The organism is Acetobacter sp. DmW_125128, assembly GCF_008704325.1.
Taxonomy (GTDB): domain Bacteria; phylum Pseudomonadota; class Alphaproteobacteria; order Acetobacterales; family Acetobacteraceae; genus Acetobacter; species Acetobacter oryzifermentans.
In genome coordinates, this window is sequence record NZ_VHOP01000022.1 from 59,671 (window position 1) to 78,612 (window position 18,942).

Annotated in this window: 19 protein-coding genes, 1 tRNA gene and 1 pseudogene; 11 read left to right on the forward strand and 10 right to left on the reverse strand. The window is 48.0% G+C overall.

Annotation, left to right across the window (positions count from 1 at the left end; translation table 11 throughout):
• Nucleotides 1–32 precede the first annotated feature (32 nt).
• The 7 genes from pdxA to FKW19_RS09200 all read left to right on the forward strand — a co-directional run bounded on the left by pdxA (nt 33) and on the right by FKW19_RS09200 (nt 5,562).
• On the forward strand, nt 33–1,004 hold the full coding sequence (pdxA, locus tag FKW19_RS09170; RefSeq protein ID WP_089179509.1) for a 4-hydroxythreonine-4-phosphate dehydrogenase PdxA: 972 nt from the start codon (nt 33–35) through the stop codon (nt 1,002–1,004).
• Nucleotides 1,001–1,723, forward strand: coding sequence for a pyridoxine 5'-phosphate synthase (locus tag FKW19_RS09175; protein WP_089179510.1), 723 nt, complete (start codon nt 1,001–1,003; stop codon nt 1,721–1,723). The genes pdxA and FKW19_RS09175 overlap by 4 nt, the downstream gene beginning before the upstream one ends.
• A 1-nt stretch (nt 1,724) precedes the next feature.
• Complete coding sequence (locus tag FKW19_RS09180; RefSeq protein ID WP_089179511.1) at nt 1,725–2,081, forward strand: DUF6476 family protein; 357 nt, start codon at nt 1,725–1,727, stop codon at nt 2,079–2,081.
• 4 nt (nt 2,082–2,085) lie between these two features.
• Nucleotides 2,086–3,231, forward strand: a complete 1,146-nt coding sequence (locus FKW19_RS09185) for an anhydro-N-acetylmuramic acid kinase (RefSeq protein WP_089179512.1) — start codon at nt 2,086–2,088, stop codon at nt 3,229–3,231.
• A 32-nt stretch (nt 3,232–3,263) separates the two neighbouring features.
• Entirely contained in the window at nt 3,264–3,755 is a 492-nt protein-coding gene (locus tag FKW19_RS09190; RefSeq protein WP_006115910.1) for a hypothetical protein, read from the forward strand.
• A gap of 158 nt (nt 3,756–3,913) precedes the next feature.
• Entirely contained in the window at nt 3,914–4,111 is a 198-nt protein-coding gene (locus tag FKW19_RS09195; RefSeq protein ID WP_081461426.1) for a DUF3311 domain-containing protein, read from the forward strand.
• The gene (locus FKW19_RS09200) at nt 4,108–5,562 is read left to right on the forward strand and encodes a sodium:solute symporter (protein WP_089179513.1); all 1,455 of its coding nucleotides are present in this window, start codon (nt 4,108–4,110) and stop codon (nt 5,560–5,562) included. The genes FKW19_RS09195 and FKW19_RS09200 overlap by 4 nt, the downstream gene beginning before the upstream one ends.
• Before the next feature lie 72 nt (nt 5,563–5,634).
• Here FKW19_RS09200 and FKW19_RS09205 read toward each other — a convergent pair whose 3' ends face one another.
• Nucleotides 5,635–6,021, reverse strand: coding sequence for a hypothetical protein (locus FKW19_RS09205; protein WP_063354537.1), 387 nt, complete (start codon nt 6,019–6,021; stop codon nt 5,635–5,637).
• 109 nt (nt 6,022–6,130) lie between these two features.
• On the opposite strand from FKW19_RS09205, the gene alkB reads away from it, so the two are divergent.
• Entirely contained in the window at nt 6,131–6,799 is a 669-nt protein-coding gene (gene alkB, locus FKW19_RS09210) for a DNA oxidative demethylase AlkB (RefSeq protein WP_089179514.1), read from the forward strand.
• Nucleotides 6,800–6,844: 45 nt separating this feature from the next.
• Complete coding sequence (locus tag FKW19_RS09215; protein ID WP_089179515.1) at nt 6,845–8,002, forward strand: serine hydrolase; 1,158 nt, start codon at nt 6,845–6,847, stop codon at nt 8,000–8,002.
• Between the two features lie 103 nt (nt 8,003–8,105).
• Here the strand turns inward: FKW19_RS09215 and FKW19_RS09220 are convergent, their stop codons facing one another.
• Nucleotides 8,106–8,474 (reverse strand): helix-turn-helix domain-containing protein, encoded by a 369-nt coding sequence (locus FKW19_RS09220; protein ID WP_003626381.1) that lies wholly within the window; start codon nt 8,472–8,474, stop codon nt 8,106–8,108.
• Nucleotides 8,475–8,843: 369 nt separating this feature from the next.
• On the opposite strand from FKW19_RS09220, the gene hmpA reads away from it, so the two are divergent.
• Complete coding sequence (hmpA, locus tag FKW19_RS09225; protein WP_089179516.1) at nt 8,844–10,058, forward strand: NO-inducible flavohemoprotein; 1,215 nt, start codon at nt 8,844–8,846, stop codon at nt 10,056–10,058.
• Nucleotides 10,059–10,113: 55 nt separating this feature from the next.
• Here hmpA and FKW19_RS09230 read toward each other — a convergent pair whose 3' ends face one another.
• The 5 genes from FKW19_RS09230 to cysG form a co-directional block, all read right to left on the reverse strand.
• Nucleotides 10,114–10,788, reverse strand: coding sequence for a methionine ABC transporter permease (locus tag FKW19_RS09230; protein ID WP_089179517.1), 675 nt, complete (start codon nt 10,786–10,788; stop codon nt 10,114–10,116).
• The gene (locus tag FKW19_RS09235; RefSeq protein ID WP_063354542.1) at nt 10,769–11,752 is read right to left on the reverse strand and encodes a methionine ABC transporter ATP-binding protein; all 984 of its coding nucleotides are present in this window, start codon (nt 11,750–11,752) and stop codon (nt 10,769–10,771) included. Before FKW19_RS09235 ends, FKW19_RS09230 begins: the two co-directional genes overlap by 20 nt.
• Entirely contained in the window at nt 11,749–12,561 is an 813-nt protein-coding gene (locus FKW19_RS09240) for a MetQ/NlpA family ABC transporter substrate-binding protein (protein WP_006115902.1), read from the reverse strand. The genes FKW19_RS09235 and FKW19_RS09240 overlap by 4 nt, the downstream gene beginning before the upstream one ends.
• Nucleotides 12,562–12,659: 98 nt before the next feature.
• The gene (locus FKW19_RS09245; protein ID WP_089179518.1) at nt 12,660–14,087 is read right to left on the reverse strand and encodes an FAD-binding oxidoreductase; all 1,428 of its coding nucleotides are present in this window, start codon (nt 14,085–14,087) and stop codon (nt 12,660–12,662) included.
• Nucleotides 14,088–14,178: 91 nt separating this feature from the next.
• Nucleotides 14,179–15,582: a siroheme synthase CysG gene (gene cysG / locus FKW19_RS09250; protein ID WP_089179519.1), complete on the reverse strand. Its 1,404-nt coding sequence runs from the start codon at nt 15,580–15,582 to the stop codon at nt 14,179–14,181.
• A 406-nt stretch (nt 15,583–15,988) separates the two neighbouring features.
• Here cysG and FKW19_RS09255 point away from each other — a divergent pair.
• Nucleotides 15,989–16,064 (forward strand) — tRNA-Glu (locus FKW19_RS09255).
• Between the two features lie 264 nt (nt 16,065–16,328).
• On the opposite strand, the gene FKW19_RS15435 is transcribed toward FKW19_RS09255, so the two are convergent.
• The 3 genes and pseudogenes from FKW19_RS15435 to FKW19_RS09275 form a co-directional block, all read right to left on the reverse strand.
• Nucleotides 16,329–16,547 carry a hypothetical protein gene (locus FKW19_RS15435; protein ID WP_162870689.1) on the reverse strand — a complete coding sequence of 73 codons (219 nt, stop codon included), beginning with the start codon at nt 16,545–16,547 and terminating at the stop codon, nt 16,329–16,331.
• Nucleotides 16,548–16,913: 366 nt separating this feature from the next.
• The gene (locus FKW19_RS09270; RefSeq protein WP_089179520.1) at nt 16,914–18,005 is read right to left on the reverse strand and encodes a nuclease-related domain-containing protein; all 1,092 of its coding nucleotides are present in this window, start codon (nt 18,003–18,005) and stop codon (nt 16,914–16,916) included.
• Nucleotides 18,006–18,425: 420 nt separating this feature from the next.
• Nucleotides 18,426–18,942, reverse strand: a pseudogene (locus tag FKW19_RS09275) (hypothetical protein); the annotation flags it as partial.

Here is an 18,942-nt window from a genome sequence, read left to right on the forward strand (position 1 = left end):
CCCGTATTTTCCTGCGCTGAAGGAAGAAGCCCATGCTTGCTCTAACACAAGGTGACCCGGCAGGTATTGCGCCTGAAATTACTGTAAAAGCATGGCGCATATTGCGCGAAAGCAAGCTCCCCTTTGTTTTTGTGGGAGACCCTACCCTTCTGGAGCAACATGCCCCAGTACAGGCCGTGCGCTATCTGGAACAGGGATCGGATATCTTCTCCCACGCTATTCCCGTGCTCCCCCTCCGACTGGCAACACCTGCCTCTCCCGGAGAGCCAGACCGTCAGAATGCATCCAGTGTTATTGAAAGCATCCGTCTGGCCGTAGAATTAGCCCAGAATGGTGAAGCCTCCGCTATTATCACCAACCCTATCAGCAAAGAGGTTATTCAAAGCGCGGGCTTCAAACATCCGGGGCACACCAGCTATCTGGCAGAACTATGCCATGTGCCTGGACAGGAAGTGATGATGCTGGCTGGGCCCTCTCTCAAGGTTGTGCCTGTTACCGTACATGTCTCCCTCCGGCACGCACTGGAGCAGTTAAATACAGAGTTGATTATTAAAACAGCCCGCACAGTTACCACTGGGCTAAAACGCGATTTTGGCCTGAAAGCCCCGCGCATTGTCGTGGCCGGATTAAACCCTCATGCGGGAGAAAACGGCTTGATGGGACATGAGGAACAACAGATTATCATCCCAGCCATTAAAGCCTTACAGAAGGAAGGGCTTAATATTACAGGCCCCATGCCGCCAGATACCATGTTCACACCCGCAGCGCGCAGCCATTATGATGTGGCTTTGTGCATGTATCATGATCAAGGGCTGATCCCTCTTAAAACACTGGATATGGCAGAAGGTGTGAACGTAACGCTAGGGCTGCCCATTATCCGCACATCGCCCGACCACGGAACAGCCTTTGACATTGCGGGCCAGAACAAGGCAGACCCAAGCAGCCTTGTTGCTGCCATTCGGTTGGCCGCACAGCTTGCGCAAAACAGAAGGAACGCAGCATGACTTCAGCTATCCGGCTTGGCGTCAACATTGATCATGTGGCCACCATTCGCAATGCACGTGGGGGCACATATCCAGACCCCGTTGCTGCGGCCCTGTTAGCTATTCAGGCTGGTGCAGATGGTATTACCGCCCATCTGCGTGAAGATAGGCGCCATATCCGTGATAAAGATTTAGAACGCCTGCGTGCAGAAATTGCGGCTCCCCTTAATATGGAAATGGCTGCAACAGAAGAAATGGTTGGCATAGCCCTTGGCTTGCGCCCCCATGCCTGCTGCCTTGTGCCCGAACGGCGTGAAGAACTAACTACAGAAGGCGGTCTGAACGTAGCGGGGCAACTAGAAACACTTACACCAAAGGTGCAAAAACTCGCACAGGCAGGTATCCGTGTTTCACTGTTTATAGATCCCTCTCCCGCACAAATAGAAGCTGCCGCCAAAACAGGCGCACAAGTTGTCGAACTCCACACTGGCGCTTATGCAGAAGGGAAAGCGGGAGAACTGGAACGCCTGCGTGCCGCAGCCATGCAAGCGGCCTCTCTTGGGTTGGAAGTGCATGCTGGCCACGGGCTGACATTTGAAAACGTTGGCCCCATCGCCAGCCTGCCAGAACTGCGAGAACTCAATATTGGGCACTTTCTGATTGGACAGGCCATTTTTGATGGTCTGGCAGCCGTTGTGCAAAGCATGAAACGCCATATTGCAGAAGGCACGGCCCTTTAAGATGGAAGAACCACAGGAATACAAAACACCCAAAGCCTTACTTGTAGCCGTTATTGGCATGGGTGTGCTGATTGTGGTGGGTGTTGTGGTATTGGCAGGCGTACTTATTCATCGCATGAGTAGTAAACCCACTCCGCCCAACCTTCCACCGGTTGCGCTATCGGATACGGCTCCATCTGCCAATCTTTCCACGGCACATGCTACATTACCTGCTGGTGAACACCTGTTAAGCGTAACACGCGTGCGGGATAACGTATTGGCCCTGCATGTTACAGAACAGGGGCAAGACCGGATTCTGTTATGGGATGTGCCAACCGGCCAGTTGCGTACCGGGCTGGATATAAACGCGGCACATTAACACTATGTCTTTGCTTTCTCCCCTTACCGCCATTGGGCTTATGAGTGGCACATCACTTGATGGCGTAGATGCAGCTCTCATACAAACTGATGGCACACGTATATTCCGGCACGGCCCAGCGCTGACCGTGCCTTATACGGCGGAATTACGGGCACGCCTGCGCCGCATACTGGATGAAGCTCCTCAGCTTGCGTCTTCTGATCCTGCATTACTGTCTGCAGAACATGATCTGACAAAGGTGCATGCCATAGCTGTTGAAAAACTGCGCCAAATGGCACCTGATATGCCAGCCGATCTTATTGGCTTTCATGGTCAGACCATTCTGCACCAGCCTGGGCGCACATGGCAGATTGGCAATGCCATTGCGCTTTCTTCTACTACAGATTTGCCTGTTATCCATGACTTTCGCAGCGCTGATGTACACGCAGGCGGAGAAGGTGCTCCGCTGGCCCCTTTATATCATGCAGCCCTTTTGCACGATCAGCCACGCCCCGTTGCAATCCTGAATATTGGAGGCGTTGCTAATCTTACTCTGCTGACCTCAACAGGTGAGATTCTGGCCTGTGATACAGGCCCCGGCAATGCTCTGCTGGATGACTGGACTTTCCGCCATACTGGCATCCCCTACGATAAAGATGGGCGCTTGGCACGCAGCGGTAAAGTGTCTGCATCTATTCTGAAGCAGCTCGTGGCACATCCATTTTTTAGCAAACCAGCCCCTAAATCTCTCGACAGGCTAAGCTTTCATACAGCCTTGCAAAATATTGCTGCGCTCTCCCCGGCAGATGGAGCTGCCACACTGGTTGCCTTTACTGCGGAAACCATTGCCCGCACGCCTTTACCAGAGCAGCCTCAAGCATGGTTTGTATGTGGCGGCGGCCGACATAACTCTGCTATTATGGAAGCACTTACTCAACGGTTACCCGGCCAAGTCTCTCCGGCAGAAATTCTTGGATGGAATGGAGATGCGCTGGAAGCCGAGTGCTTTGGCTTTTTGGCTGTAAGAAGCCTGTATGGGTTCCCTTTATCACTTCCATCCACCACAGGTGTACCTGCCCCTCAACAAGGTGGCCGGTTAAGTTGCGGCAGCATTACACCATGGAAGGCGAAAGCTGTTTTAAACACGAAATTGCAGTATGATATTGCCTAATACATTTCATTGAACAGGAAAGACTCAAAACCATGAAACGCTTTCTGGCATTCGGCCTGTTGCTTGCTGCCCTTGGCGCGCCGGTACTAGCCTGTTCTGCAAGTGCGCAAACCGTTATTGACGGCAGCGATAAAAAGGCATCCCCTTTTGTAAAAAATACACTCAAGACGCTTACAAAACGCTTTCCGGATACCCACCCTTTTTTCCGCGCAATAACTACGCACCCCAATGCAGAAAAGAAGCAGGTTGTGTGTGGGGAAATCAGCCTGAGTTCCAGTAAAACACCGGAACCCGATAGCTTTATGCTGTTTGGTGCTACGGAAGGTGAAAACGCACCTATTGTTTATGAACCTCGTGAAATCCCACCATCTATTGATTCACGTGAAGTAAATCTGTGGATCAATCACGGAGCGGATCTGGCAGATTTGGAAGAAATGGGTTGCGTGCCAGAGGGTAGCTATCGGCAATATGGCGATAAGCTAAACCAAGTTTTACAGAATAAAAAGCACAGCGCCACACGCTAAAACATCAAGCTGTTTTTTCTGCCCCACTACAAACAGCACCCCTGTTTGTAGTGGAAAAGACACAACTTGGTTGCTCGAACCAAAAAGACATACAGAATAATTGACAGGCGGTAACTTTCATCGCCATCCTTCTCCCGGTCACGAACAAAAAAAATAAAATGACCGGGTTTTCTGTAATGAAATATCTGAACCTCCTACTCGCCCTGCCCTTTTTAGGGTTACTTTGGACGCCCCTGTATAATAGGCACGATCCTGTTTTGTGGGGTTTTCCATTTTTCTACTGGTACCAATTCGCATGGGTACCAGTAACGTCTGCTCTTATCTGGATTGTCTGGAAAAAGGGGCAAAACACATGAGCACCATAAACCCTTGGGCGCTTGGCGTTTTTGTTTTCTTTTTTGCCGCGACCATTGTTGTTGGCAGTTCCATACAATGGATACGCGGCCTGTTTCATGCCAAACGTGATACCGACAGCCATGAGGAATGGTCACTCGGTGGGCGAGAATTTGGGCCGTGGGTAACATGGTTTTTGGTGGGAGGAGACTTTTACACCGCTTATACGGTTATTGCAGTACCTGCGCTGGTATATGCGGCGGGAGCATATGGCTTTTTTGCGCTGCCTTATACCATTATTGTTTATCCCTTCATTTTTCTTGTTATGCCAAAGCTTTGGAAGATTGCGCGCGCAGGCGGGCACGCAACAGCGGCAGATATTGTAAAGGCACGCTTTAACAGCCGGGCACTGGAAGTGATTATTGCCTTAACCGGGCTGGTAGCGGTTATGCCTTATATTGCGCTCCAGCTTATTGGTATCCGTACTGTGGTGCAGGCTTTAGGATTACCGGGCGATCTACCACTCATTATCGCCTTTATTTCCCTAGCTGCTTACACATGGTTGGGAGGGCTACATGCTCCGGCACTTACGGCCTTTATCAAGGATATTATGATCTATATTGCCGTGCTGGTAGCGGTAACTGTTATACCCCTACACACCGGCGGTTACAGTGCCTTGTTTGCCTCTGCGGCACATACAGATACGGTGCTTAAAACCGGACAAAACTTACCTTATGCTACCCTTGCGCTTTCTTCCGCTTTAGCTGCATTTTTATATCCTCATACACTTACGGGTATTCTGGCGTCTCGTTCAGCAGATACCATCAAACAGAATGCTGTTTTCTTACCCGCATACACCATTGTATTGGGGCTTATAGCCATGCTGGGCTTTATGGCGCATGCGGCTGGCATTAACACCACCAATACCTCCATGGTTGTGCCAATGCTGTTCCAAAGTGTATTTCCTGCATGGTTTGCCGGTTTTTGCCTTGCTGCCATTGCCGTAGGGGCATTGGTGCCTGCGGCCGTTATGGCAATTGGCGCGGCCAATCTGGTCACCAACAATTTGCTTCCCCCACAGGCAAATCCAGTACGCACCAGCCGCATTGTAGCTTTTATAGTAAAAATTGGCGCACTGATTTGCGTATTGTTCCTGAACGCGCAGTTTGCCATTGATTTCCAGCTTTTGGGAGGCGTGTTTATTCTACAAACATTCCCTGCGCTTATTCTGGGCCTGTTTCGTGTGCGCTTTTCTGCCGCCGCTATGCTAACTGGGTGGGCTGTAGGCACAGTTTTTGGTGTTAGTATTTGCTGGATGGACGGCCTAAAACCTATTCACCCCGTTAATCTGGGGCTATTTTCTGGCAATATTTCTACTGGCCTTCTTTCTCTGGTTATCAATATTGCCATAGTTGCACTTGTATCCGTGATGGCCCCCGCCAAACAGAATATCCCAGCTAATACAACTGCCTGATGCACAACAGGTGTTAAAAAAGGAAGGCTTATCCCAAGCCTTCCTTTTTTCTTAGAAAATCTGTCGTTCCCATTAAAAATTCAGAAAAACGGTTGAAGCTTTTTTTCGATTTCCCGTTTTCTGAAATTCCAGTGTCTGGTCACGCACAAGCTGATAGAGATCTATCCCTTTCTGGCGTGCGGGCTCTTCCAGTTCTGCGTAGATATCTTCAAGCAGATAACCTTTTTGTCCTACTTGTCGTGCAAGTAAAGGAGAACGATTCTGCTGGCGACATGTTTCCAAAAACACACTTAAAGCCGCCTCACCTTGGGGCTGTAAGTCCATGGGAGAACGCGCCAGAAAATCCACCTCTGCGTTCAGGCCTATAAAAACCCCACGAAACATACGGCTACCGGCATTAAAGCTGATAACAGCCGGAATGCCGCCGATAAACATCATATCCCGACCAGAAACCGACATTGCTGGGGATCTGCTCCTTCTGTTTCAAACGTAGGTGCTGCTATACTCTTTCCATGCTGTGCCAGAGAGCGCACATCACCGCAAACACTTTCCACACAGAGCTTTCACCATGAAAGACAATCGTTCCGTGCAAATGGATTTTCTTTTGCCAGATATCCGGCCAAACTCCGTGCAGTTGGATGCCGGAGCCGTATTATTGCCCGGTTTCGCGTTGCATGATGCTGAAGCCTGTATGCTGGCTGTTCACCGCATTACGCAGCAAGCGCCATTGAGAAAAATGTACACCCCGGGCGGAGGGCAGATGTCTGTTGCCATGACGTGCTGCGGCCCATTTGGATGGGTTAGCACATCACAAGGCTACAGCTATACCAGAGTAAACCCTTTTACTGACCAACCTTGGCCAAATATGCCTACCATTTTTCAAACTTTGGCGCACAAGGCTGCCCAAAAAGCTGGTTTCGCACAATTCCAGCCCAATGCCTGCCTTATCAATTCTTACAGTCCTGGTGCACGCATGGGCCTTCATCAAGACCGCGATGAAGAATGTACGGAACAGCCTGTGGTTTCTCTCTCATTTGGCTTGGAAGCGGTTTTTCTGTGGGGAGGGCTTAAAAGATCAGATCCTACTCGACAAATTTTGCTCAGGGATGGAGATGTTCTGGTGTGGGGTGGGCCTGATCGCTTACGCTTTCATGGCATAAAACCCATTCGGGCTGGCACACATGCCAGAACAGGAGAAACCCGCCTGAATATTACCTTTAGATTTGTGGCGACTTGAACCAATTGAATTTTCTCATGGTGTTTTCTTATAAGGCAGAAATATATGCCCTCTTCTTTTAGCCGTCGTATTTTGCTTACGGGAGCAGCAAGCCTATTCTATTCCTCAACAAAGAAAAGCATGGCATCCGATACCCAAAACAACTTTACACAAGTGGAACGCATTTTTCAGGATGCCATCAAAAACGGTAAAATACCGGGAGCCGTTGCCGCCATTGCCCATAAAGGCCAAGTGGTTTGGAAAGGTGTGTTTGGGCAACGCGCACTTGTACCTCATCCAGAAGCCATGACATGGGATACGCTGTTTGATATGGCGTCTCTTACCAAAGTGCTCATTACTGCTCCGGCCATCATGCAGTTGTATGAACGTGGATTAGTCCAACTAGATGTGCCGGTTTGCCATTATCTTCCTGAATTTTCCAGACAAGGCAAACAGGAAATTACTGTTCGCCAGTTGCTCACGCACTATTCCGGTTTACCGCCAGATCTGGATCTTTCAACACCGTGGATAGGCCGTAATACAGCTATACAGATGGCATTTTCCTGCACGCCCATTCATCCTGCGGGAGAGCAGTTTGTTTATAGTGATATCAACTTTATCCTGCTTGGGCTGATTGTAGAAAAGCTCTCTGACCTGACCCTACAAGACTACGCAACACAAAATATTTTCAAACCACTGGGCCTAAAAAGAACCTTTTTTACTCCAGCTCCCACACTTTCCAGCACAATTGCCCCTACTCAGTATGATGAAAAGGGAAACCTTCTTCGTGGTATCGTGCATGATCCCACAACACGCCGGATGGGAGGTGTTGCAGGTCATGCAGGATTATTTTCCTGCGCGGATGATATGACACGCTACGCCATTGCGCTGCTCAACAAACGCGCCGGGCGTTCTTCTCCTTTTCCACTTAAGGCAGATACACTGGTCATGATGTCATCCCCGCAGCAACCTGCGGGCAAAACCGATCAACGAGGTTTAGGGTGGGATATTGCCACTCATTATTCTACCCCGCGAGGTGATTACTTTCCCATAGGATCGTTTGGCCATACCGGTTTTACGGGTACATCTCTGTGGTTAGTGCCGCAAACAGATAGCTTTGTTCTGATTTTAACAAACAGGGTTCACCCTTACGGAAAGGGCAATGTTATTGCCTTACGGCATGATATTGCCTCTGCAGCGGCTTTGGCTTTAGAGCACCTTTGAACAGCAACTTTATACAGGCAACTTCTTTTCAGTGTTCATAAAGGTGCTCACCTATAAACACCGAAAAGAAGTTGCCTAACATATAAAAATTTACCCGATAAATTTAGTCTTCCTGTCGGGCCATCCGGGCCTGCCGTTCTAACCATTTTTGAGCAGATACTTTGCGAGATGGATCAAGCATACGGTAAAGCCGGATCACATCATGCTCATCGGGTGTAATCACCAACTCAATATCTTCCTGCACGTAGCCGGTCAGAAAAATTTCTGGGTCAACATTAAAAAGTGCCGCCAGTTTGGGAATATGCTTTCTGGCGCTTCCTTCCCGTCCGGTTTCCCAAAAAGCGATAGCTGGCCTTGAAACCCCCAGCGCGTCTGCAACCTGCTGCTGCGTAAGTCCAGCGGATTTACGCAGGATCTTGATCCTTTGCCCAAGATCTATCCCGGGTGAAATAACGTCGTCCTGGTCAGCCATTGCTCTTTATATCCATTGCTCCAGAGTTACCGTGGTTCTTGTAGCATGCCCAATATTTTATGGTTGCCATATTTCATGCTCTGCAAAGTATGGCAGATCATTGCAAACTTAATAACCTGATAACATATTTTGTTATATGCAATAAGTAGTCTTAGATTTACAGAAATGCAAAATCAAAAATGTCTTTTTCCACAAATCGTTTAATATTAGCCATTATCTAACATAACATCCCAAATATAGTGCATCCATACACTTAAATATTGCATGCATCACAATGCAGCCATCTCCGCACAAAAGATGTGCATTATTGACATCTTTTTATGTGTATATAAGATGTAAATGAAATACATTTTATACGGAATCCTCTCCATGTCTTCACCACTTGATGCAAAAACAATCTCAATCATAAAAGCCTGTGTCCCTGCGCTTGAAGCACACGGGCTGGATATTACGCAGGAAATGTATAAACGCCTGCTCTCCAACCCCGATATTCGGGATCTTTTCAATATGTCTCACCAAAAAGATGGTGAACAACCCAAAGCCCTTGCCTTGGCTGTGCTGGCTTATGCCCGCAATATAGAGAACCTAGGCGCACTAGGCGGCATGGTTGAACGTATTGCTGAAAAACATGTTGGACTGAACATTCTTCCAGAGCACTATCCCTACGTAGCTGATGCACTTTTGGGAGCGATTGCTCAGGTATTAGGTGATGCCGCCACCCCCGAAATTCTGGAAGCATGGGGGAAAGCTTACTGGTTCCTGGCAGAAATTCTAATTGGCCGTGAAGAACAGATTTACGAGGCCCATGCCGCAGCACCAGGTGGATGGGTAGGCTGGCGGCCCTTTACGGTACGACGCAAAGTGCGGGAAAGTGATACCATTACATCCTTTGAGTTGGTACCTGTTGATAACAAACCCATTATGAAGCACGAAGCCGGGCAATATCTCAGCTTTAAGCTGGATGTTCCTGAGCATGGCTCACAACGACGCAACTACAGTATTTCCTCCGAACCCGGCGTAGATCATTACCGCATTAGTGTTCGTCGGGCTGATGGGGGTGTGGTTTCTCAATGGCTGCATGATACTGTGCAAGAAGGACAGGTTCTGGACGTTTCTGCACCAGCAGGAGATTTTACCCCCGGAACAGAAAAAAACAGCAAAATCGTTCTGCTGTGTGCAGGTGTTGGGCAAACACCTTTTATTTCTACCCTTGGTGCATTTTTGAAAGATGGCACCAAGCGCAACATCCACTACATCCACGGTGTTCACACTGCGCAGGATGAAGCATTTACGGATTATATCTCTGCTTTGGCTGAAAAAGATGCTCTTGAAGCTGATATTTTCTATAGCCACTCCCCCGTGCCCACAAACCGTTCAAGCAAGAACGTGACGCTGCATGAAGGCAGAATCAGCGCAGAATGGATTAAACCTCGTGTAGATATAACCGCAGATTACAATATCTGTGGCCCCGATAGCTTTATGCGAGATATGATTAAAGCTCTTACAGAAGCTGGTGTGCCGGAAAACCAGATTCATTATGAATTCTTTGGGTCCGCGGCTGATGCAGAACTTGTAGGCGCTTAATTTTACAATGTTGGCCTCTCTATTTGATGAAGAATAGAGAGGCCATTTTTAAACTTTAGTCGGCTATTCTGATGCGCTCAGAATGGCGTAATATGCGGGAAAGCCAGTTGCCCAAAGCCTGCATCCCCGTCACCAACACAATCAATACGGCGACCACTCCTAACATCACGGTAGTGTTAAAGCGCTGATAGCCATAACGAATAGCTAGATCCCCCAAACCGCCAGCCCCAATAGTGCCAGCCATAGCTGATGCACCCACCAAGGTCACCAGTGTAACCGTTATGCCAGATACAAGCGCTGGCATGCTTTCTGGTAGCAAAACATAACGGATAACCATCCACCGTGTTCCGCCCATGGCACGTACGGCATCCACCAACCCATGATCAACTTCCCGCAACGAAACCTCGGCAATGCGTGCAAAATACGGAATAGCAGCAATGGAAAGCGGGACAATGGCAGCCGTTGTGCCCAACGCACTTCCAACAACTATCCGCGTAAATGGAATAAGCAGCACCAGAAGAATAATAAATGGCACGGCCCGGATGGCATCAATCACCACACCAAGTAAACGTGGCAGCACAGGCAATGGGTAAAGGCCACCACGCCCTGCAACAACCATAAAAACAGCTAATGGCAGCCCAAAAAGTACTGCAATAAACCCAGATACCAGCACCATTATCAGCGTTTCGACTGTAGCGTGCCATAGCAGATCAAGAATGAGCCGGGACATATCCTACCACTTCTGCTGCATGACAATTTTGCTGAAGAAAGTTCATGGTCGCAACGGAAACATCTCCAATCTGCAACAAAACATCCAACACCTGATATTCCGCATCCTCGGCAGGAATAACGCGCAACAAAGAGGCCTGTGTCTGGCACATCTGCTGCACATTTTGCAGTAACGGCGCCATAATTAGGTTCTGGTCCACTGTTAACCTGACCACTGCATGACTACCTTCTTGTGGGCTGCGTTCCATATTCGGGGGTAAGGCAGCTTGCAGGCTGGTTTCTTCCAAAATATCCGCCGGAAGGCCTCGTGCCACAACCCGGCCATGATCCAACACAAGAACATGCCTGGCTAATGCACGCACAACGTCCATTTCATGCGTAATAAAAACAATAGTCAGCCCCAATTCACGATTGATGCTGTTTAACAAAGCCAATATCGACTCTGTCGTTTCAGGGTCCAACGCAGAAGTGGCCTCATCACACAACAGCAAGGCAGGTTGTGCTGCAAGGGCACGGGCGATACCAACACGTTGCTTTTGCCCACCAGAGAGCATAGCCGGATATTTATGAGCATGATCGGCCAAACCCACCAGATCAAGCAGTTCCGCTACACGCTTCACGCGCTGATCCCGTGGTATGCCTGCAATTTCTAATGGCAAAGCCACATTGGCTGCCACAGTGCGGGATGTCAGCAAATTGAAATGCTGGAACACAAGCCCAATACGCCGACGTAAAGGAATAATCTGAGATTCTGGAAGAACCGCCAGATCCTGCCCTTCTAACAAAATACGCCCCGATTGGGGACGATCCAGCCCGCACAAACACCGTAATAGGGTGGACTTACCCGCCCCAGAGCGCCCGATGATGCCGAGACTATCGCCTTTTTCAACCGTAAACGAAATATCCTTAAGGGCAGGCTGCCCACCAAATGAGCGGGTAAGATGTTCAACCTGTAAAAGACTCATGACCAACCCGGCACAACTGCACCATGAAAAGCCTGTGCCAACGCCTGTTTGACATTATCTTGCTGAAAAGCTGAAACCAGCTTGCTCACCCATGGTGCGCCCTTATCTGCTTCGTTCACCGCAATAAAGCAGACATACGGATTATTTTGCGGGGCTTCCTGCGCAATCCGCTCTTTCTGTAAATCAATACCTGCTTTGTTGGCCCAATCTGTATTTACCACAGCAGCATCCATATCTGGCAGCGCGCGCCCCACCATTCCAGCATCCATTTCTTTTACAGAAATCTGGCGTGGGTTTTCGGTAATATCCAATGCAGTCGGCACTAAGCCAGCATCTTCAGCCACTTTAATCAGCCCCAGTTTTTGCAGCAGCAAAAGGGCACGCCCTTCATTCGTTGGGTCATTAGGCACACCAATAACTGCTTTGTTGGGCAGTTCTGCAACAGACTTCCAGCGCCGAGAATACAAACCTATGGGAGACAGATACGTGTTGCCGACAGAAACAATATGGAAATTCTTGGCCTTGTTCTGTGCTTCCAGAAATGGCCCATGCTGGAACGCATTTGCATCCAGTTCGTGCTCAGCCAATGCCTCATTCGGCGCATTGTAATCTGAAAACGGAATAATCTTGAGTGTCAGCCCTTCTTTGGCAGCATTTTCTGCCACCACGCGCCAAACATCTTCATCTTCCCCGGCAATAATGCCGATCCGCAAAACCTGACCATCTGCACGCGCAACACCGTAGGGGGCCATCATGGCCACGCCCATTCCGGCAAGCATTACCCTACGGGATAAAAAGGACGAAGACATGATTTATAGTCCATTCCAGATAAATACGATTTTGTGTGTATAAACAGAAAATAACACGTAAATGTCAAGTTTATACGGGCGAGCCACCCGTACGCTCCTTACCCTTTGAACACAGGCCCTTCTGGCAACAGCTTGCCGGGATTTAGAATGTTCAACGGATCCAGCGTTGCTTTCAACGCCCGCATGACAGACAGAGCCCCTGCCCCGTGCTCGGTTTCAAGAAATTCCAGCTTGCCCAAACCCACACCATGTTCACCACTGCATGAGCCCCCCATCTCCAAGGCTCGTGCAACAATCTTGCGATCAAGATCAAGCGCGCGGGCATGCCCGGTATCACTATCTTCTGTCATGATCAGGGTATGGAAATTGCCATCACCAACATGACCTAAAATAGCAGCCTGCAAGCCAGAGGCCGCAATATCCTGCCGAACGCCATCTATCAGATCTGCCAAGCGAGAAATGGGCACAATGCAATCCGTGCTGATAACACGCGCTGCAGGATCAATCGCTTTGGCAGCCCAAAACGCATTGTGCCGCGCATTCCAAAGGCGTGCGCGCTCATCCGCCGTATCGGCCCACATAAAGCGCAACCCATTGTTTTCGCGCGCAATGTCTTCCGTAACACTCACCTGTTCACGCACGGATTCTGGCGCACCAGCAAATTCAAAAAACAGGGTTGTAAGAGGCTGTAGATCTGTCAGGCCAGAATAACTGATACTGGCAGCCATCTGCACATCGTCCATCAGTTCCACACGGGCGATAGGCACCCCCATCTGGATGATTTCAATAGCTGTGCTGACGGCATCATGCAGATTTTCAAACTGGCAAATGGCAGCCGAAAGCTGTTCGGGAATACCATGGAGGCGCAACTGCACTTCTGTAATAATCCCTAGCGTGCCCTCAGACCCTACGAACAAAGAAGTGAGATCATACCCGGTGGAAGACTTGCGCACCCGCCCACCAGTACGAATAACCTCTCCATTTGCCAGCACAACAGTTAACCCAAGCACATTTTCTTTCATGGTGCCGTAACGCACAGCGGCTGTGCCAGAAGCACGCGTGGCGCACATGCCGCCCAATGTTGCTTCCCCACCCGGATCAACCGGAAAAAACAAGCCCGTATCCCGCAACTGAACATTCAGCACTTGCCGGGTCAGACCCGCCTGCACACGACAATCCAGATCAGCCGGATTAACTTCCAGCACTTCTGTCATACGGGAAAGATCAAGGCTAATGGCATGTTCTGGGGGCGTAACATGCCCTTCCACCGATGTGCCTGCCCCAAATGCAACCACTGGAACCTGATAATGATGGCAAAGCTTGAGCACTTCGGACACATCCGCCGTGCTTTCAGCAAACACCACGGCAGTGGGCATGCGAGCCACCTGCAAAGCCTCTCCATGACTATGGGCTTCACAAACAGACGCATTGCACGAAACACGTTCATTAAACTGTGCTTTTAGTTCCGCCAGCACAGCCTCAGCCCGCTTGGCAGCGTCTGCATGGGGTAATGAAGTGTTTATCATATTCTGTCCTGTCTTTCCGATAAGCGGCGACTTTTTTAAATCGGCTGGCAAAGGTGCCGCAAATATCAACGGCTTGATCTTGTATCTTAAATTAATAACGCGGTGAGATCACACGATGGCGTACAACCTCTCCAACAATCACCAGTGCCGGACTTTGTATCTGCTGTTCGGCCACCAGTGCTGGTAAGGTCGCTAATGTGCCCTCGCATACTCTCTGCTCTGGCAAAGTACCTTTTTCCACAACAGCGACAGGCCAGTTTTCAGGCAATCCGTGCTTAACAAGCTGGGCACAAAGCTGAGAAAGCATTGTTAGCCCCATATAAATCACCACTGTCTGATTTTTAAGAGCAATGGTTTCCCATTCCAGATTCAGCACGCCGTCTGCACGTGCATGTCCCGTAATAAACAGGCATGCCTGCGCGCAATCACGATGTGTAAGTGGAATACCAGCATATGCCGCACATCCATTGGCAGCAGAAATACCCGGAATAATCCGGAACGGTACACCGGCCTCTACCAATGTTTCCAGTTCTTCCCCGCCTCGGCCAAATATAAAAGGATCTCCGCCTTTCAGACGCAAAACCCGCTGGCCAGCCTGTGCACGACGCACCAATTCATGATTGATGTCTTCCTGCGGCAATGTATGACGATTGCGCTTTTTTCCTACAAAAACACGCTCGGCATCTCTCCGCACATAATTCAAAATTTCTGGACCGACCAGATTGTCATACAGAATAACGTCCGCATCCTGCATAAGCCGTAAAGCTGCCAGAGTTAGCAAATCAGGATTACCCGGTCCGGCCCCAACCAACCAGACCTCACCGCGGGCAGCGTTCCCCTCTTCCAGCTCCTGCAGGCTGCGTGTGGCTTCAACCGTATTGCCTACCAAAGCAACGCGTGCACCTTCTCCATCCAGAAAATGTTCCCACAACTGCCGGCGTGCCGAAGTGTCAGGGATACGCTGGCGCAATTCATCCCGCATAGTGGACATAAAATCTGCCAGACGGTGCAGGCCTTCTGGCAGAACACGCTCCACCATTGTTCTTAACCTACGGGCAAGAACGGGAGCAGCTCCTCCAGTAGAAATAGCAACCTGCACTTTCCCTCGTGTGACCAATGCAGGCGTAATAAATGTGGAAATAGCCGGATCATCCACGGCGCAAACTGGCACATTCTCCGCTTTGCATAGAGTGGCAAGTGCTTGGTTCAGATCTCGATCATTGGTTGCCAGATAAACCAGACGACAGCCAGCAAGGCGCGGCTGCAAATCCTGTGCAGATGTATCCTGTGGAAAATGGTGTATGGTGCCTTTATCCACCATCCGTTCAAGTTCGGAACACAAGGAAGCCGAAAGCACCTCAACCCGCGCACCTGTGGATACAAGAAGCTGCACCTTGCTAGCGGCAACATTTCCGCCACCCACAACAAGAACCCGCTCGCCTTCCATGCGAAACACGACGGGAAACCAACCTGTATTTTCTGACAAACCTTGCATAGCGCCTCTGCAAGCAGGCTTCTGCTCTAGATGCAAGAGCCCAAACACCTCAAACGCGAAAAAGATTTCCAGACCCTACCTTTATGGGCAAAAAGCCGCCTGTTTAATGTATGAAAATTGCTGACATAAATTGGAACGCACCTATTCAATATTTGGAAAAGTTATATTCTCTGAAGCTCGATGTTGACCCAGCTTACCAACTTCACCCTTGCTACATGACCTTTATGAACCTTCCCTATTATTATCATATGCTTTTGGATGTTTGCGTTAGCTCTCCCCTGTAATTGGCCGTATTCTGCCAAAAATCAAACGTTTGCCTGCGTTTTTCCACCAAATACGTATACACTCCAAAAGAATCTGCTTGTGCTGAAGATATTTTTCTCGTAGGAAGCCGCATCAGCCTCTTGTCCCGTTCGTCTAGAGGCCTAGGACACCGCCCTTTCACGGCGGCAACACGGGTTCGAATCCCGTACGGGACGCCAATATTTCCAATGACTTAGAGTTTTGGTCACGGAATGATTGACTGCTTTTGGGTTCACCACCAAAAAAAACGATAAGCACATGGTTCCATGCAAAGGCTATGCTGGGCCCAAGCGAGATTCATCATGAAAGATCGCATCACTTCCGCCAAAACCGCTGCTCTAGGCCACAGGCCGCCCACTTCCTGTCGAGATTGAATATCGCGGCAAGAGCCAGTATCGAGCCAGCAAGCGCATCGCGGACGGAAAAAATATCTACCAGACCTTCTACTTAGCCAAACTGATACGACGCTGACTAGACAGAACGTCTGCCAGCCAGAGCTTGACCAGTTCCAGATACGCGACCACTGGGACGACAGAGCGTCCGTGAACTGGTCGACCACCATGTGCGCGAGAAGATGCAGACCCGGGAAAATGATCGCAAGGGTCACATCCCCGCCATTCTTCAAGACGAGATTGCACAGCAGGCACTGTCGATCTGAACACGACGGCTGTCCGTGGCTTCTGGAACCGGCTGGCCTAGAAATACAGCGGCGCTACAGTCGTCAAACGCCTTAACCTGCTCGCCGCGATCTGTCAGCATGGGCTCGCAGAGTGGGACTTACCCTTCTCAAAAAATCGGCCGCCGCAACAACGGTCAAACATCCCGCTGGCGCAGGCAAAAAGCACAACTGTCGTCTTATAGGCGACAAACACAAGCGTTTTCTGAACCTACTAGCATCTCGTTAAGAACTCTGGGCTCGCCTCAAGGAGTGGTGTGCTCTCGCAACCAGATACGAAAAAACAGAAACATCGTTCCTTGCCGCCATCCACATTGCTGCTGCAGCCGAATGAAACAAGCCCTAACAGACCCTAGTAATTTAATTGTTTTTTATGCTTCTCTTGTAGTTCTGACTGTTTTTTCAAAAACCCCAAAAGAATAGACCATGCATCTTCAACTTCCTTATAATCTATATAAGGCACATCTGATAATGGGGGCCTACAATCATTACCCAAATATTCCTTTAATCTGGACGGCCTGACAATTCTATTTTCAATATAACTGTCACATCTTGTTTTTCCTGCAAGAACAACAAGAGAAAAAATATTCTTTTCTTCTAAACCCGTTGTTAATCTTACAGCATCAACATGCATCTGGTTTTGTCGGAGAGGACTATAAAATTTATATCTTTGATCTGATTCTGGATCATCTGGTTGCCGAACCCAGTTGTAGTCATCTTTTGGATCATGAGAAATATATCCACTATAATATTTTGTTTCTATAACAAATATTCCCCATGGAACTTTCACAATATGATCAATCTGCGTTACTTTTTTACCTGTTGGGGAGTTATATTCTATATATATATTTTTTAATATCCCCCTATTTTTTCTAATATCTTTTATGTATTTATTAACAATACATTCTCCTGCAAACCCTTTCCTTTCAGCATACGATTTCTCAGGAGCAGACGGTTCCTCCTGAAAAGATTGCTCATCATCAATATCTATTATCTCAGGCGTAGATGCCCTGCCATGAAATACAGTGCTCTGGGCTATAGACGATCTGAATTCATATTTGGAAGTAGGGCTTTGATGTGTTGATGATTTAAATGTGTAAGAACTATCTTCTTCAGATGGCTTTTCCTTTGAAGTATCCTGTTTCTGATTGGATACTTTTTCGGTATCTCTACTGGCGGATTCAATTACAATAGCGGCTAAAACAGCTAATACTAGAAAAATTATCCAGTGCGCCAAAATAAAATAGAAAATAATTATTGATATTTTAAACAATATATATATTGCCACTATTGCAAGAAGAAATCTTAACACCAATCTCTCCATAACTGAATAAAAAATAAAAAATGTTCCATAATTTTCAATACAATTTCCGCAAATTTTGTCACCATAAATTTCTAAGATATTTTCTAGAAAATATTCTAATTTCGAAACCTTAATTGACAATTAGGTTGCAGAAAACTGGATCAGACCCAAAAATATAAGTTCAATATTCAAATAATTACAAAAAAATCTGTATTTTTTACGTCGAATAAGAAAATATTGAAGAATTTATATTATATAAAATATTTTCTTATATTTAAAAATACTTAATTTATCCCAATTTTTCTTTATAACTCTTGAATGCATTATAAGCAAAATCAAGATGAAATTGAATGTTTGATAATTCTTCAGATGTTTTATTCAGGATGCCACATAAAGCCAGAGGATTTGGAAATACATGGTCACATTTCTGTGCGATGTCCATCCGGCTTGTCACATAACACGAGTGAGTGCACGTTAATGGATCGCGGACAATTTCTATTAGAATGGAAAAATTTCCTTATTCTATGACAGATATACGCAAAGGGTAATCCAGTAATCTTCCTATAAGATAAGTAGATTTTGAGAAAGAATTTTCTCAGCATATGGCATTTCTGAATGTGCATTACCTTTTATGACAGCGCTAATTTTAGCGATGACCTGCTGTGACGTAATCAGGCGTGTACACTCAAACTAACGTGGTGTATTGGCATGACGAGGGCACCAGAGAAAATCATGATGATCAAAGCGTTCACGCTCATCATTCCAACAGGAATTACATGTATGCCAATTGATAATACGGTAAGGAGTATGATTCCAGACAATAGCTGTGCCATGTATAGGTTTTTGATCAATACAGATAACCCGGTAGCCCTGCTTTTTTAAGATAGGCAACAATCTCCATCCACCCAGTGGGATTGTTCCAGTATTTACACTGAGTGCTGGCCTGCACAGCAATACAGACATATTTTTCGGCTATCGGGCGTGTTTCATCGGACAAAGCAAGTTTGGGTGCTTCTTCCGCAGGATCAACACCTAGAATATACGCGGCAGTGCGATGAAGACCCACCAACCGAAAATC